General features: G+C 51.5%; 13 protein-coding genes. 10 read left to right on the top strand and 3 right to left on the bottom strand.

What is annotated here, in order from left to right; genetic code table 11:
• Nucleotides 1-58: 58 nt before the first annotated feature.
• The 7 genes from urtB to C7W93_RS14415 all read left to right on the top strand — a co-directional run bounded on the left by urtB (nucleotide 59) and on the right by C7W93_RS14415 (nucleotide 6,363).
• Nucleotides 59-976 (top strand): urea ABC transporter permease subunit UrtB, encoded by a 918-nt coding sequence (gene urtB / locus C7W93_RS14445; RefSeq protein ID WP_108440895.1) that lies wholly within the window; start codon nucleotides 59-61, stop codon nucleotides 974-976.
• 43 nt (nucleotides 977-1,019) lie between these two features.
• Nucleotides 1,020-2,204 carry an urea ABC transporter permease subunit UrtC gene (gene urtC / locus C7W93_RS14440; RefSeq protein ID WP_108440894.1) on the top strand — a complete coding sequence of 395 codons (1,185 nt, stop codon included), beginning with the start codon at nucleotides 1,020-1,022 and terminating at the stop codon, nucleotides 2,202-2,204.
• On the top strand, nucleotides 2,201-2,965 hold the full coding sequence (urtD, locus tag C7W93_RS14435; protein WP_108440893.1) for an urea ABC transporter ATP-binding protein UrtD: 765 nt from the start codon (nucleotides 2,201-2,203) through the stop codon (nucleotides 2,963-2,965). The genes urtC and urtD overlap by 4 nt, the downstream gene beginning before the upstream one ends.
• Nucleotides 2,966-2,986: 21 nt before the next feature.
• Nucleotides 2,987-3,676 carry an urea ABC transporter ATP-binding subunit UrtE gene (urtE, locus tag C7W93_RS14430; RefSeq protein WP_108440892.1) on the top strand — a complete coding sequence of 230 codons (690 nt, stop codon included), beginning with the start codon at nucleotides 2,987-2,989 and terminating at the stop codon, nucleotides 3,674-3,676.
• Between the two features lie 61 nt (nucleotides 3,677-3,737).
• Nucleotides 3,738-4,760 carry an aliphatic amidase gene (locus tag C7W93_RS14425; protein ID WP_108440891.1) on the top strand — a complete coding sequence of 341 codons (1,023 nt, stop codon included), beginning with the start codon at nucleotides 3,738-3,740 and terminating at the stop codon, nucleotides 4,758-4,760.
• Between the two features lie 40 nt (nucleotides 4,761-4,800).
• Nucleotides 4,801-5,973 carry a formamidase gene (fmdA, locus tag C7W93_RS14420; RefSeq protein ID WP_108440890.1) on the top strand — a complete coding sequence of 391 codons (1,173 nt, stop codon included), beginning with the start codon at nucleotides 4,801-4,803 and terminating at the stop codon, nucleotides 5,971-5,973.
• Nucleotides 5,974-6,066: 93 nt separating this feature from the next.
• Nucleotides 6,067-6,363, top strand: coding sequence for an FmdB family zinc ribbon protein (locus C7W93_RS14415; RefSeq protein ID WP_108440889.1), 297 nt, complete (start codon nucleotides 6,067-6,069; stop codon nucleotides 6,361-6,363).
• Nucleotides 6,364-6,454: 91 nt separating this feature from the next.
• Here the strand turns inward: C7W93_RS14415 and C7W93_RS14410 are convergent, their stop codons facing one another.
• Together C7W93_RS14410 and bla are read right to left on the bottom strand one after the other, a co-directional pair.
• The gene (locus tag C7W93_RS14410; protein WP_161539937.1) at nucleotides 6,455-6,889 is read right to left on the bottom strand and encodes a GreA/GreB family elongation factor; all 435 of its coding nucleotides are present in this window, start codon (nucleotides 6,887-6,889) and stop codon (nucleotides 6,455-6,457) included.
• Between the two features lie 474 nt (nucleotides 6,890-7,363).
• Entirely contained in the window at nucleotides 7,364-8,251 is an 888-nt protein-coding gene (gene bla, locus C7W93_RS14405; RefSeq protein ID WP_108440887.1) for a class A beta-lactamase, read from the bottom strand.
• A 214-nt stretch (nucleotides 8,252-8,465) separates the two neighbouring features.
• On the opposite strand from bla, the gene C7W93_RS24845 reads away from it, so the two are divergent.
• Complete coding sequence (locus C7W93_RS24845) at nucleotides 8,466-8,621, top strand: hypothetical protein (RefSeq protein WP_201747264.1); 156 nt, start codon at nucleotides 8,466-8,468, stop codon at nucleotides 8,619-8,621.
• A gap of 115 nt (nucleotides 8,622-8,736) precedes the next feature.
• Here C7W93_RS24845 and C7W93_RS24635 read toward each other — a convergent pair whose 3' ends face one another.
• Nucleotides 8,737-8,889, bottom strand: a complete 153-nt coding sequence (locus C7W93_RS24635) for a hypothetical protein (RefSeq protein ID WP_161539936.1) — start codon at nucleotides 8,887-8,889, stop codon at nucleotides 8,737-8,739.
• A 421-nt stretch (nucleotides 8,890-9,310) separates the two neighbouring features.
• On the opposite strand from C7W93_RS24635, the gene C7W93_RS14400 reads away from it, so the two are divergent.
• Together C7W93_RS14400 and C7W93_RS14395 are read left to right on the top strand one after the other, a co-directional pair.
• Entirely contained in the window at nucleotides 9,311-12,271 is a 2,961-nt protein-coding gene (locus tag C7W93_RS14400) for a chemotaxis protein CheB (RefSeq protein ID WP_201747263.1), read from the top strand.
• Entirely contained in the window at nucleotides 12,268-14,568 is a 2,301-nt protein-coding gene (locus C7W93_RS14395) for an EAL domain-containing protein (protein WP_108440886.1), read from the top strand. Before C7W93_RS14400 ends, C7W93_RS14395 begins: the two co-directional genes overlap by 4 nt.
• The last annotated feature ends 147 nt before the right edge of the window (nucleotides 14,569-14,715 follow it).

The following is a 14,715-nucleotide window of genomic DNA, read 5'->3' as shown; positions in this document are numbered from 1 at the left end:
ACTTTTTTTCTTACACATTTTTCGTCCAGTTTCCTTTTTTGTGCCGTCAGGAGTCACCATGGTTTCGCTATCCGAATTCGGTGCCGTTTTTGTCATGCAGGGCTTCAATGGCCTGTCTGTTTTCTGTGTGTTGTTGTTGATGGCATTGGGTCTTGCGATCATCTTCGGACAAATGGGCGTCATCAATATGGCGCACGGTGAATTCCTGACTATCGGCGCATATGTCACGTATTTGTTATCGCAACTGACCACCCAATATGCACCCAGTTTGCAACCGTATTATTTCTTCGCCGCCATCGTTTTATCGTTCGTCGTCGCCTATGGCGTCGGCTATCTGGCCGAATGGCTGATGATCAGCCGCCTGTACAAACGACCGCTTGATACGCTGCTGGCAACCTGGGGACTGAGCCTGGCGATGCAGCAAACTTTCCGTTCCGTTTTCGGTGCAAAAGAAGTCAGCGCAACCCTCCCTGAATGGCTGATGGGTTCATTCAAACTGACTTCGAATATCGATATTCCGATCAACGGTGTGTTCATCATGGGACTAACCCTGATCCTGACCGGCGGCATCTTTCTATTACTGTTTCGTTCGCGCTGGGGTTTGCAAGTTCGCGCCACCGTGCAAAACCGAGTAATGAGCGGCGCCGTCGGTATCAATACGCGCAAAGTTGATCGCAGCACGTTTGCCCTCGGTTGCGGCGTCGCTGGTATCGCTGGCGCAGCATTTACCACCATCGGTTCGACCGGCCCAACCAGCGGTTCGCTGTATATCGTGGATACCTTTTTAGTCGTCGTATTTGGCGGCGCGCAAAGTCTGATCGGCACCATCGCCTCGGCCTTTACCATAGCCCAGACCCAATCCACGGCAGAGTTTTTCTTGACCGGTTCGATGGCAAAGGTGCTTACCTTATCCGCCGTGATCCTGATCCTGATGCTGCGTCCGCAAGGTCTGTTTTCGGCAAAGCTACGCAAATGAGCGCTCTCTTCGTGCTACACCAACCGTCGATTAAAGGCGCACTATGAATTTCGCATACGAAAAATGTTTAGGCGGGCGATCCGGTGCGATTGGCATGCTGATACTGGGCGTGTTGTTACTGGTGGTATTCCCGCTGCTGTTCGATAGCTTTCGACTGAATCTGGTCGGCAAATATCTGACTTACGCGTTCGTCGCAGTCGGACTGGTGCTGTGCTGGGGTTATGGCGGCATTCTCAGCTTGGGGCAGGGCGTGTTCTTTGGCCTGGGCGGCTATTGCATGGCAATGTTTCTGAAGCTGGAAGCATCAGACCCGATCAGTACCAAAATCCAATCCACGCCGGGAATTCCAGACTTCATGGACTGGAATCAGATCACGCAATTGCCGATGATGTGGCGGCCATTTCACAGCCTCACTTTCACTATTCTCGCCGTGCTGGCAGTGCCGACATTAATCGCTTTGGTTATTGGCATTGCGATGTTCAAACGGCGGGTGGGCGATGTTTATTTTTCTATCGTCACGCAGGCTATCGCTGCGATTCTGTCAATCCTGATTATCGGTCAACAAGGTCTGACGGGCGGTGTCAATGGCATCACTGATTTGAAGACGATGCTGGGGTGGGATATTCGCACCGATTCCGCCAAGCTGATTTTGTATTTCATCAATGCTGGATTGTTGCTGAGTTGCGTCGTATTTGGTCGCATCATCCTGACCTCCAAATTAGGTCGCTTGTTGATGGCGATGCGCGATAAAGAAGAGCGGGTACGTTTCTCTGGCTATGACGTCGCCAGTTTCAAGATATTTGTGTATTGCGTCGCAGCGTTATTTTCCGCGATTGGTGGCGCGATGTTCACGTTGCAAGTCGGCTTTATGTCGCCGTCGTTTGTCGGCATAGTGCCTTCCATCGAAATGGTCATTTTTGCAGCAGTGGGCGGCCGTATGTCCTTGCTGGGAGCGGTGTACGGAACATTGCTGGTCAATTTCGGCAAGACTTTTTTCTCCGAGACATTCCCGGAACTATGGCTATTTTTGATGGGCGGTTTGTTCATCGTAGTGGTGATGTATTTCCCGAACGGTCTGGCTGGCTTATACGACAGTCATGGCAAAAAATTGCTGGCAAAGTTTAAGCGTAAAGCAACACCGGTTATCCCTGAAGCACCTGTTAAAAAGCAACCCGTAACAGCGTCACCATCTATCGTAAATAGCAGCAATCTGGAGGTGTCGAAATGAGCGGCCCGATAGGATTTGAATCCACCGAACATCCAGTGCTGGCGATTGAAGATTTGACCGTTTCATTCGATGGCTTTACTGCTGTAGATAAGCTGAATTTATACGTTCAGCGCAACGAAGTGCGTGTCGTGATCGGTCCTAACGGTGCAGGTAAAACGACGGTGTTGGATTTGATTTGTGGAAAGACGCAGGCGACTTCGGGCAGCATTCAGTTTAAGAATCGTGAACTGACAAAAATGCGCGAGCACGAAATTGTGCAAGCGGGCGTTGGCCGTAAATTTCAGACACCGTCGATCTATGAAAATCTCTCTGTCTTTGAAAATCTGGAGATTTCTTTTCCACGCGGTCGGAAGGTCTTTGGTGCGCTGGTATTCAAGCGCAGTCCCGACGTGATCGAACGCGTAGAGATGGTCGCCAAAGAAATTTTTCTGGAACAACATCTGACCATGCAAGCCGACTTGCTATCGCACGGCCAAAAGCAATGGCTGGAAATCGGCATGTTGCTGATGCAGGAGCCAGAGTTGTTAATGCTGGATGAGCCGGTTGCGGGGATGAGCGTTTCAGAGCGCGAAAAGACCGCTGAATTACTGGGGCGTATCAGCAAAGGCCGTTCGGTGCTGGTCATTGAGCACGACATGGAATTCGTTAAAAGTATTGCGCACAAAGTGACCGTGCTGCATCAGGGAAAAATTCTGGCCGAAGGCAGCATGGATCAGGTGCAGGCCGATCCAAAGGTCATCGAAGTCTATCTCGGGCACTAAGTCCTCATTCAAGGAATGCATATGTTTAATGTTGCGCACCTCGCCTCCGGTTACGGTCAGAGCCAAGTCATTCATGACATTAATTTGAACGTTGCCAAGCAGGAAATCGTCGCCGTCATGGGCCGCAACGGCATGGGGAAAACCACGCTGTTTAAAACCTTGATGGGCATCCTGCCAACCCGTGACGGCAGCATCACTATCGATGGCATCGAACTGGCAAAAATGGAAAGCCATCAGCGTGTCGCCAGTGGCGTGGCCTATGTTCCACAGGGCCGCATGATTTTTCCGAGTATGACAGTACTGGAGAATATTCAAACCGGCTTGCCGGCTGCGGCGCAGGGGCGTGTGCCCGAAGAACTTTATGCCTTATTCCCGGTGCTGTTCGATATGCGTAGTCGGCGCGGCGGCAATCTGTCCGGCGGTCAGCAACAGCAACTGGCGATTGCCCGCGCCTTAGCGACTAATCCCAAAGTGCTGCTGCTGGATGAACCGACCGAAGGTATTCAGCCATCGATCATCAAAGACATTGCGCGCAGTCTGAAAGAGATCCGCAAAATCCGCGAACTGACGATCATCGTGTCCGAACAGGTGCTCAGTTTTACGATGGAAATTGCAGACCGTTTTCTAGTTATCGACAAGGGGCGCTTCGTCTATGAAGACACCAAAGATCGAGTCGATGCAGCGACGATCAGTCGTTATTTATCGGTGTAGTTGACTTAATAAATCCGAACAACCCACGAGAGAATAACGAGAAAGTAACGGGAGAGAAGCGATGAGACATGGTGATATTTCGGGCAGCAAAGACGCGGTTGGTGTTGCGGTGGTGAACTACAAAATGCCACGCTTGCATACCAAGGCAGAGGTGTTGGACAACGTGCGCAAGATCGCCGCGATGGTAGTCGGCATGAAGCAGGGCTTGCCCGGTATGGATCTGGTGATTTTCCCCGAGTATTCCAGCCATGGGATTATGTACGACCCGACTGAAATGATGGAAACGGCCTCCACGATTCCCGGTGAAGAGACGGATATTTTTGCCAATGCCTGCCGCACCGCCAATGTCTGGGGCGTGTTTTCACTGACCGGCGAGCGCCATGAAGATCATCCAAACAATGTGCCGTACAACACGCTTATTCTGATGAATAACCTCGGCGAAATCGTGCAGAAATATCGCAAGATCATGCCTTGGACGCCGATTGAAGGGTGGTATCCCGGTGAGCAGACGTATGTCTCGGATGGCCCTAAAGGGTTGAAGATCAGCCTGATTATTTGCGATGACGGTAACTACCCCGAAATCTGGCGCGACTGCGCGATGAAAGGGGCCGAATTGGTGGTGCGCTGTCAGGGCTATATGTACCCCGCCAAAGAACAGCAAGTCATGGTCTCTAAATGCATGGCGTGGATGAACAATATTTATGTCGCGGTCGCCAATGCCACCGGCTTTGACGGCGTGTATTCGTATTTCGGCCATTCCGCCATCGTCGGCTTCGATGGCCGCACGCTGGGCGAATGCGGGACTGAAGAAATGGGGATTCAATACGCCGAATTATCGGTCAGTCAAATCCGCGATGCGCGCCGCAACTGGCAATCGCAGAACCATTTGTACAAGCTGCTGCATCGTGGCTATACCGGCAAGATTAACTCCGGCGAAGCACCGGAAGGCGTTGCCGACTGTCCGTTCGATTTCTATAAAACCTGGATCAACGATCCACAAGCGGCACGCCTGCAAGTCGAGGCTTTGACGCGTAGCACTGCCGGAACGCCGGAATGCCCGATTGACGGCATTCCGAATGCCTGACCTTTTGCCCTCATTTTTCGTCACTCATTAGGAGATACGTATGCAACATTTCAAGATTAAACCCGGCGTACCATTGGCAGAACAAGCAGAACTAGGTCATAACCGCTGGCATCCGGATATTCCATTTTTGTCGTCGGTAAAACCGGGCGAATCGATCATGATTGAGTCACTGGATTTTCTGGATGCGCAGATTAAAGATAACGACGATGTATCCGATGTGCAAAATGTTGACCTGACCCGCGCTCATCCGCTGACAGGGCCGTTTTATGTCGAGGGCGCAGAGCCGGGCGATTTGCTGGTGATTGATTTGCTGGACATCAAACCGATCACACCAGTCGGATTTTCTGGCGTGTTTGCGAAAGAGAATGGCGGCGGTTTTCTGGCCGATATGTTTCCTAATGCAGATAAAGCAATCTGGGATTTGAAAGGTTTGTACGCCACCTCGCGTCATATTCCCGGCGTGCGGATTGCTGGATTGACGCATCCCGGTTTGATGGGTTGTTTGCCTTCGCATGATTTGCTGGCTGAATGGAACCGTCGCGAAGCGCCGCTGGCTGCCAAAGGTCTGGCCAAACCGCCTGATCCAAGCACGGCAGTTTTGCGCGGTCTGCGCGGCCCACAATTTGACTCCATGGCGCGGGAAGCGGCGCGCACAGTGCCGCCACGCGAACACGGCGGCAATACCGATATCAAGGATTTGTCGGCTGGCACGCGGATTTTCTTCCCGGTGTATGTCAAAGGCGCGGGCTTTTCGATGGGTGATTTACATTTCTCACAGGGCGATGGCGAGATCGGTTTTTGCGGCGCGATTGAAATGGATGGCGTCAGTCATGTCGGTTTCGATCTGATCAAAGGTGGCATGGCGAAATACAATATTACATCGCCGATTTTTATGCCTAGTATCGTCAAACCGCATTACGAGCAATGGCTGACCTTTGAAGGTATCAGCGTTGAGAATGGCGTTAATTATTATCTTGATGCGACCGTCGCCTACCGTCAGGCTTGCCTTAAAGCCATCGATTATCTGACCCACTTCGGCTATACCGGCAGTCAGGCGTATATGCTGCTGACCGCTGCGCCAGTGGAAGGGCGGATCGGCGGGATTGTCGATATTCCAAACTGCGCGTGTACGGTATCGTTGCCGACGTCGATCTTCGATCAGGACATCACGCCTAAAGGCATGTTGAACGATAAAGCGTATTGGGGCCGTTAGGCGCGATAGCAATTAGTCAGTCATGCGAATCAGTGCCGCATACGATGCAACGCGGCGCTGATCGGTTCGATGTTATTTTGGGATGGAAATACGATGCCTCTTTACGATATCCGCTGTAGTCATTGCGATGGCATATTCGAAAAGCTGTTGCGCCTGCACGCTTTGCATACCGATATTACTTGCCCTTATTGCGTGCAAGAAACGGCTGCCGCGCCTTTGTTGGGGGCCAGTCATGTCGCGGTGAAAGTCAATCAGCGCTGGAAGCCGCGCAATGGGGCAGAGCAGTTGGCAGGTATGGGCGCGGGCGGTCCGGGCGCGCATACCGGTTCTGCGCGTAGTAGCGTGCTGCACAATTGCAAAGGCTTTAATTGCAGTATGTGCGATACCTGAGCATTGTTTGTTGACCTGCGCTCCGAGAGCCATCTACAGCCTTTCTCGGAGCAGGCGGTTCGCATCAACACTTGCCAATGTGTTGTAAATATCAAGCCTTAGCGTTTTGCAGCGACACGTCATTAGCCGCATTATTGTCATCAAATGCCAGATCACGTATCGCGATTTTTTCGCTGCGGTTGGCTGGCAAGGATACGTCGACAATCTCAGACAATTTTCTGCCGATCAACGCCATGCCGATTGGCGTGACCACCGAAATCATCCCACGGCCCGGATCAGCATCCGCTGGCGTCACAATTTTCACCGAGTGACTATCTTTCGCCCCCGGTGCGCTATACGTGACCGTCGTGTGCAATGCGACGTAACTTTCATCGCGTACACCGGCGGGCAAAATAAAGGCGGTGGCGATCAGGTCTTGTAACTGATCGGCCCATTCGCATTCAACTTCGCTGCCGCGTTCTAAATAGTCGGAAAGATGGGCTAGGGCGGAAGCATCCGCCTGCGTGACACAACGTTGGTTATTCATCGGAAAAGCTCCTGTCTCGGCGGTGATTGCCGAAAAATGCATGGCGTAGCAGTACAGATGCATTGCAGCATCGGCACAACGATTTTTTGTGAGATTGTGAGAGAGGCCCGGGAGCTGTTTCAGAGAACGCTAATCGTTCTCTTGATGCTCACCGAGCCAAAGTAAGGCAGGCAAGGTCTTTGGTAGAAATGGATCGCGCATGGCGTTTTAATGGCGCGCGTATTGCCAGAAAACGTTGCGTAAGATGAAATGGAAACACGCGCCAGTCTTCCTTGCTCGACGCTGAACGAATGCGATTCGATGGAAAAGTGGGCGTGGTCATGAAAAGAGGGCTGGACGTTTTAATGGTTAATGCGCTTGAGTATAGTCGTTTAGAAATTTCCGTCAACCGGCCAAATATGCGCTACTTCAGGCATGGATGAAATCGGCGGATAGGCATGAGGTCAGCCGCACCGCATCTATATTTAGCTGAAGTTAGCTGAATGCCTTCACCACAATCCGGGCTGCCGATGCCAGCACATCCTCGCGCGATTTTGCTTCTTTCTCGCGCTGGGTAAAGTAAAGCGCGACGATAATCGGGGGCTTACCCGGTGGCCATAGCACAGCAACATCGTTGGTAGCGCCGTAATCGCCGCTGCCGGTTTTATCACCAACCTGCCAATCGGCCGGGACACCTGCGCGTATTCTTTTCGCACCCGTCGTATTGCCCTGCAGCCACTGCTGTAATTGCGCTCGCTGAGGCGGTGCAAGGCCATCGCCGAGGGCCAGCCGTTGCAGGCTGTGCGCCATTGCAGCGGGGGTCGTCGTATCTCGTGGGTCGCCGGGAATAGCGCTGTTGAGCGCGGTCTCCCAGCGATCCAGACGGAAGGTGTTGTCGCCTATTGTGCGCGCAAACGCCGTGACAGAAGCCGGGCTGCCTAACGCTTTTATCAACAAATTCGCCGCAGTATTGTCGCTGTATTGCAGCGCTGCGGCGCAGAGTTCGGCAATCGTCATACCGTCCGCGACGTGCCGTTCTGTGATCGGTGAATACGACACCATTTCGCTCGGTGAGTAGTGAATGCGCTGTTGAAGCAATCCGTCTTCGTGCGCGCTGCGTGCCAAAATCGCCGATATTGCTAGCACTTTGAACGTGCTGCAAAACGGGAACCGTTCATCTGCACGGTGGCCTAATTGGCCTCCATCAGCGGTGTTGATGGCGTGGACACCTAGTCGGTCGCCAGTTTGTGTTTCAAGGGCTGCTAATTGCATCTGCGCGGATGATTGATTGCCAGTGCCAGTCTTCAACAACGGCGAACATACGCCCGTCAATGGCAGGGTGGCAATGGCGAGTAGCAAACTACGGCGGTAGGGAACATGCATCGATGAGAAATCCATTAGTATCGGGAAGGTTGGGATTGTGGATAGTTGAATTGGTTCGGCAAAGCCTGTCATTCAGTACATAAAACCAATTTTTTAGCAGGAAAGTGAACGTTCATGCCATATCACTGAATTAACCGAACTGTTCGTTGCCAGTTGAGTCCAAGTCAGACTCCCCACATAATGCGTCCACGCCATGCCACCTGAAATGTCTTCGATGAAACTGTTTTTTTCACCATTGTGCAAACTCGCTGCGCTGTCCGGTATCTTGTTTTTAGCTGGCTGTGCAGGCACTTCGCCAGCTTCCGGCGGCGGTTCATCGGTGCAGGTGTATGGCACTATCGATACCGGTGTGACAATGCAATCGCGCTAGTCATTGAGTAATCTGCAATCCACTCAGATGACGAAGAACTTATGTACATTTACATCGTTTATTTCATGATCCGGGTGTTTTCGCGGGCGGCGTCTCGGTCTGGATGGCGCGGCCGTTACACCAAATCGGCCTGATGTCGGGTTGATCGCAACTGAAATTGCTGGGCGATACGCAACCGGATAGCAGGGAACACGTCATCAAAATGGCGAACACTGTTTTCATGGATTCGACCTTCGTAAATAGCTGCAAGCGCGTGGTCGATTACCATTTTTACCAGCTCCACGCCCGGAGTCAACTTTAGCTTACTCTTTTGTTGCGTTTAAGATTAAATATCGCGCGGCAATGATACATCCTCACTTTGCCCAGATATAATTCTTGGAACGTTTCCGCATTATCCAGCAATAATTATCATAATAAGTGCTGTTTTGTTATCGCTTTTCCGCGCTATTCGCCACTCATCATGTTGAGTCGTTATTTGTCATAGTATTCGTGGAAACGAGTAGACATAAAGTTGCTGTATGGCTATTCTTCGGCATTGACAAAAAAATAAGTGAACTATCTGTCATTGTCGATCGTAGCGATCAACAAAATGACTGAATAAATGCTACTTTTTTGGCGATTGCCGCACTCACCTGAGGCCGCACATCGCACCCTCTCACTATAGAAGTACCTTGCTAAAAGGAAATTCGATGGTGGCTAAAACCGCTAACTCTCTGGCAAAAAAGTTTGCTGGCGCAAGCATAGGCATGACTTCGCGCATTAAGCCAGAAGCCGCCGGATCTTTCCGTATTGTCGGCATCGGTGCTTCAGCGGGAGGTTTAGAAGCATTCGAACAGTTTTTTCGGCCTTGTCCGGATGATTCCGGGATGGCTTTCATACTGATATCGCATCTTGATCCCGATCACGCCAGTCTGCTGACTGAAATTTTGCAACGTAGTACGGCGATGCGCGTATCCGAGGCGCAGGATAACGAGCAAGTGTTGCCGAATTGCGTCTACGTCATTCCGCCCAACCGTGATTTAACCATTCTCGATGGCGCACTGCATTTAAGCGTTCCCGTTGTTCCCCGCGGGCAACGGATGGCGATTGATATGTTCATGTCTTCATTGGCGCAGGATCAGGGTAAAGCGGCGGTCGGGATTGTTCTTTCCGGGACCGGCACCGATGGCACCAATGGACTAAACGCTATTCTTGAAGCAGGCGGTGTTTCTCTGGTGCAAGATCCCACCTTGGCAAAATACGATGGCATGCCGCGCAGCGCGATTAACGCTGGGTATGCCAGTTTTACGTTACCTGCCGAAAAAATGGCAGCACGCTTGCTTGACCATCACTTTAAATCGACTGTGCCCATCATAAAACCAGCACCGGCAGCTATCACCGCCGTGACGGCCAGCAGCATCTCGCGGATACTTCAGTTACTGCAAGCTGGCACGGGTCACGATTTCTCGTTGTACAAAGTAAACACGATTTTCCGTCGCATCCAGCGGCGAATGACCATGCACAGCATCCATGACATAGAAGTCTATGCGCGCTATCTCGGCGAGCATCCGCCTGAGGTGCAGATATTATTTAAGGAACTACTGATTAACGTTACCCGCTTCTTTCGTGATCCCGACACTTTTAGCATTTTGAAGAAAGAAATTCTGGCACCGTTGCTGGCAGAAGTGCCAGATCGGTATATCTTGCGTGCATGGATCGCTGGTTGCGCCACCGGTGAAGAAGCGTATTCCATCGCCATCATTCTGCGTGAACTGATGAACGAAAGCGGCCGCGAATGCAAGGTGCAACTGTATAGCACCGATCTGGATGACGAAGCGATTGCGGTCGCCCGCGCCGGTCTGTATGCGCAAGCTATTGCCGACGACGTCGGGCCAGAGCGTCTGCAACGTTTTTTTCTGAAGGAAGATGCCGGTTACCGGATAAAAAAAGAAATCCGCGAGATGGTCGTCTTTGCGGTCCATAACATGCTCAAAGATCCGCCGTTTACCAAGCTCGATTTGCTGAGCTGTCGCAATGTCATGATTTACCTTGAGCCGGAGCTGCAAAATCGCCTTATCCCCTCTTTTCATTACGCTCTTAAGCCAAATGGCACATTGCTGTTGTCGCCGTCCGAAGGTGTTGGTACGCATACAGAATTGTTCACGCCGATAAATCGCAAGTGGAAATTGTATCGGTCAGTGCCATCCTCTACGCCGACACGCCTGGTGCAGGCACGCGATCTATCGTGGACCGCTGATATACGTAGGAAAACTCCGGAGGACATTATCAAGAAAACCAAAGAAACGAACTTTGCCGAGCTGACTAAGCGGGTGTTGCTGCAAACCTTTGCCCCTGCTTCGGTCATTACCGATGCCAAGGGAGATATTTTGTATGTGCATGGCGATACCGGAAAATATTTGCGCCCGGCACCCGGTCAAGCCTCGCTGAATGTCATCGAAATGGCGCGTGACGGCCTGCAAACGGAATTACGCGTTGCCATTTATGCCGCCGCCAATTTAGGGACTTCGACGCTGAATCAAGAATTGACACTCAAAGCGAACGATACCTCGCAATTGATGACTGTCAGCGTCCGGCCGCTATTGGAAACGAATACTAAACAAGATTTATTGCTAGTCAGTTTTAAAGATGTTGCACCGCCAAGGCCGATGGAACCCGGCGCTGATGCGCATCCTGCCAGCACGGAAGAATTACGGCAGATCGAAGAATTGCAACGCGAACTGACCTACACCAAAGAAAGCCTCCACAGCACGATTGAAGAGCAGCAAAATTTCAATGAAGAACTCAAGTGCGTCAACGAGGAAATGCAATCGACTAACGAAGAATTGCAATCGACCAACGAAGAATTAGAGACCTCTAAAGAAGAATTGCAATCGGTGAATGAAGAACTGGTCACCGTTAATGCCGAGCTAGAAGCCAAAATCGAGCAGCTGGCCGACATGCAAAACGACATGAAAAACTTGCTCGAAAATATTCACGTCGGCACGATTTTCCTTGATCAGCACATGCACGTGCGCCGTTTTACCCGCGACGCTGTGCGGATTTATCGGCTGGCCCCATCTGACATGGGACGTGCACTGGGCGATATCAAATCCGAGCTCAGAGGCGAAGACCTGCTAGGCGAAGCGCAAGTCGTGCTCGATACGCTGATCCCGCTGGAGCGTGAAGTCAGCACCTTAAGCGGTGACTGGTATCTGGCCCGCATCCAGCCATACCGCACGCTCGATAACGTGATCGACGGCGTCGTGCTGACCTTTACCGATATCACCGAACACATCAAGGCAATGGAAGCGCGCGAAGCGCAGCAGCTGGCCGAAGGCATTATCAACACCGTGCGTGAACCGCTGCTGGTGTTGGATAACGCCTTCAGAATTATCTCCGCTAGTCATTCGTTTTACCGTGAATTCAAAGTGCAACCGCAAGACACCGTGGGCTGCTTGATTTATGAAGTTGGCAATCGCCAGTGGGATATTCCCGCGCTGCGTCAATTGCTGGAAAGTGTGCGCCAGCATAACCAGACTTTTGAAGACTATCCGGTAGAGCAGGATTTCCCGATCATAGGCCGCCGAAAAATGCTGCTTAATGCGCGTCGCATAGTCAGCAAAACCGGCGAATCGAATTTGATTTTATTGGCGCTTGCGGCGGCTGTATGACAAAAAAATCAATCAATGCCGACAGGCAGCGTTCAGAGGCTGAACGTCAGCTGGCGGGCACGCCGGTGGGCAACCTGCCAGTGCTGCCAGACCGTTCTACAGAAGAAATTCTGCATGAGTTGCGGGTGCATCAGATTGAATTGGAAATGCAGAACGAAGAATTGCGGCGCGCGCAAATCAATCTGGAAGAATCGCGTGACCGCTATGTTGACCTGTATGACTTCGCGCCGGTCGGTTATCTGACCATCACTCCCGAAGGCATGATTGTAGAGATTAACCTGACCGCCGCAGCGCTGTTGGGTGTGGAGAGAACCAAACTGCTGCAACGACGCTTCACCCGTTTTATCGCATCAGACGACAAGGATCGCTGGCACCGTCACTTTATCAACGTCCTGCGACACAATCGCCAGCATCAATGCGAGCTGCTGCTACAACGCAATGATGGTTCACAGCTTGACGTGCAGCTGGATTGCCTACGCATAGACGTGAATAGTGCTGCGCATAATGGCAGGGTCAACGGCGCAATGGGTTGTGCCAATAATGCAGCAAAACATGGTGAGAATGCGCAGTTAATGCGCATCACATTGACCGATATTCACGCCCGTAAACAGGCCGAAGCCAAGCTGCATCTGATCGCCAAAGTATTTGAGCAAAGCGGCGAAGCGATCATGGTGACAGACGCCAGCCGCACCATCATCATGGTCAATCAGGCGTTTAGTGTCATCAGTGGTTTTAGCGAAGCTGAAACGCTAGGGCAAAATCAAAGCATGCTGCAGTCTGATTATCAGAGTCAGGACTTCTATCACAACATGTGGATGACCATCAATATAGAAGGTCATTGGCAGGGCGAAATGGCATTTCGGCGCAAGGATGGCCGTGAGTATATGGGATGGCTGTTGATCAGCCGGGTTCTCGATGATAACAATAAACTATCCAACTACATCGCCATATTTAGCGACATCACCGAGCATAAAGAAGCGCAGGCGCACATTCATCGACTAGCGCATTTCGATCCGCTGACCGGATTGCCAAATCGTGAGTTACTGAAGAACCGTTTCCGCCACGACCTCTCCGTTGCGCAGCGTACTCAAGGCGCGCTGACGCTGATGTTTCTCGACCTCGATCACTTTAAAAACGTTAACGATTCCCTCGGCCATCAGGTAGGAGATCAATTGTTGATCGCGTGGGCTGACCGTCTGACGGAAACGATACGCGGGCAAGATACGGTTTCGCGTCTCGGCGGCGACGAATTTATTCTGGTGTTGCCGGAGACCGATGCTGCCGGTGCCGCGCATGTCGTCGAAAAACTGTTGGAATTGTCGCACAAACCTTACCAGATAGCGCAATATGAATTGGTCGTTACGCCCTCCATCGGGATTGCAGTTTATCCTGGCGACGGCACCGATTTTGAAGCCTTGTCCAGATCTGCCGATGTCGCCATGTATCGCGCTAAGCAGGCAGGACGCAACGGCTATCGTTTTTTTACCACCGAAATGCAGGCCAACTCAGCCCGCGTAATGCAGCTCGAAAATGCTTTAAGGCATGCGCTGGAACGCAACGAATTCGAACTGTTTTACCAGCCTCAGATACAACTGAGCGATCAGCGCATGGTAGGGATTGAAGCGCTGCTGCGATGGCATCATCCCGAATTTGGCGCGTTATTACCGGCTGAATTTATACCGATCGCCGAAGATAGCGGACAGATTTTGCAAATCGGTGAGTGGATATTACGCAGCGCGATCCGCCAGTGCAAAGACTGGATTAATAGCGGCTTTCCACCGACAACGATAGCGGTGAATCTCTCCGCTGTGCAATTCCGCGATCCACGCTTGCCCGAACTTGTGATGCAGATGCTGCACGAGGCCCAATTGCCAGCGCACTATCTGGAACTGGAACTGACCGAAGGCGTCGCGATGGATAATCCATTGAAAGTCATCGCCACGATGGACCGCTTGCATGCTAATGGTATCCGGATTGCAATTGACGATTTCGGCACCGGTTATTCGTCCCTTAGCTATCTACGGAAATTCAAGGTCTATAAGCTGAAGATCGATCAGTCTTTTGTGCGCGACATTCACGATAGCAGTGAAAACCGCGCCATCATCATGGCGATCATCAGCATCGCCAAAAGCCTTGGCCTGCAAACCATCGGTGAGGGTGTTGAGTCTGAAGAACAGCTGGATTTTTTGAAGGAAAAAGGGTGCGACGAGGCGCAAGGATTTTATCTCGGCAAGCCATTGCCAGCAGCGCAGTTTGAAGAATATTTTGAGACACTCGAACTGAAATACAAGCCTTGATAAAGCTTTAGAAAGTACTCAGTTTCATAGCTTGCTGAAGTGACGAAATGCGTTTAGTCTGCGCCAAAAATTGGTACCCGCGCTACTGCTGAATCTTTCGAATAGCAATAGCACGGGCCTCACCAAATGTCGCTAAACGCAGTCTGC

Source organism: Glaciimonas sp. PCH181 (genome assembly GCF_003056055.1).
In the GTDB taxonomy this organism is placed as follows: Bacteria; Pseudomonadota; Gammaproteobacteria; order Burkholderiales; family Burkholderiaceae_D; genus Glaciimonas.
Note: the sequence above shows the minus strand (reverse complement) of the source record. Positions and strands in the feature narration are given on the sequence as shown.

What these genes read in the sequence shown, in the direction of transcription:
- urtB (WP_108440895.1), top strand. Translation starts at nt 59, where the DNA reads ATGGTTTCGCTATCCGAATTCGGTGCCGTTTTTGTCATGCAGGGCTTC.
- urtC (WP_108440894.1), top strand. Translation starts at nt 1,020, where the DNA reads ATGAATTTCGCATACGAAAAATGTTTAGGCGGGCGATCCGGTGCGATT.
- urtD (WP_108440893.1), top strand. Translation starts at nt 2,201, where the DNA reads ATGAGCGGCCCGATAGGATTTGAATCCACCGAACATCCAGTGCTGGCG.
- urtE (WP_108440892.1), top strand. Translation starts at nt 2,987, where the DNA reads ATGTTTAATGTTGCGCACCTCGCCTCCGGTTACGGTCAGAGCCAAGTC.
- C7W93_RS14425 (WP_108440891.1), top strand. Translation starts at nt 3,738, where the DNA reads ATGAGACATGGTGATATTTCGGGCAGCAAAGACGCGGTTGGTGTTGCG.
- fmdA (WP_108440890.1), top strand. Translation starts at nt 4,801, where the DNA reads ATGCAACATTTCAAGATTAAACCCGGCGTACCATTGGCAGAACAAGCA.
- C7W93_RS14415 (WP_108440889.1), top strand. Translation starts at nt 6,067, where the DNA reads ATGCCTCTTTACGATATCCGCTGTAGTCATTGCGATGGCATATTCGAA.
- C7W93_RS14410 (WP_161539937.1), bottom strand. Translation starts at nt 6,889, where the DNA reads ATGAATAACCAACGTTGTGTCACGCAGGCGGATGCTTCCGCCCTAGCC.
- bla (WP_108440887.1), bottom strand. Translation starts at nt 8,251, where the DNA reads ATGCATGTTCCCTACCGCCGTAGTTTGCTACTCGCCATTGCCACCCTG.
- C7W93_RS24845 (WP_201747264.1), top strand. Translation starts at nt 8,466, where the DNA reads ATGAAACTGTTTTTTTCACCATTGTGCAAACTCGCTGCGCTGTCCGGT.
- C7W93_RS24635 (WP_161539936.1), bottom strand. Translation starts at nt 8,889, where the DNA reads ATGGTAATCGACCACGCGCTTGCAGCTATTTACGAAGGTCGAATCCAT.
- C7W93_RS14400 (WP_201747263.1), top strand. Translation starts at nt 9,311, where the DNA reads ATGGTGGCTAAAACCGCTAACTCTCTGGCAAAAAAGTTTGCTGGCGCA.
- C7W93_RS14395 (WP_108440886.1), top strand. Translation starts at nt 12,268, where the DNA reads ATGACAAAAAAATCAATCAATGCCGACAGGCAGCGTTCAGAGGCTGAA.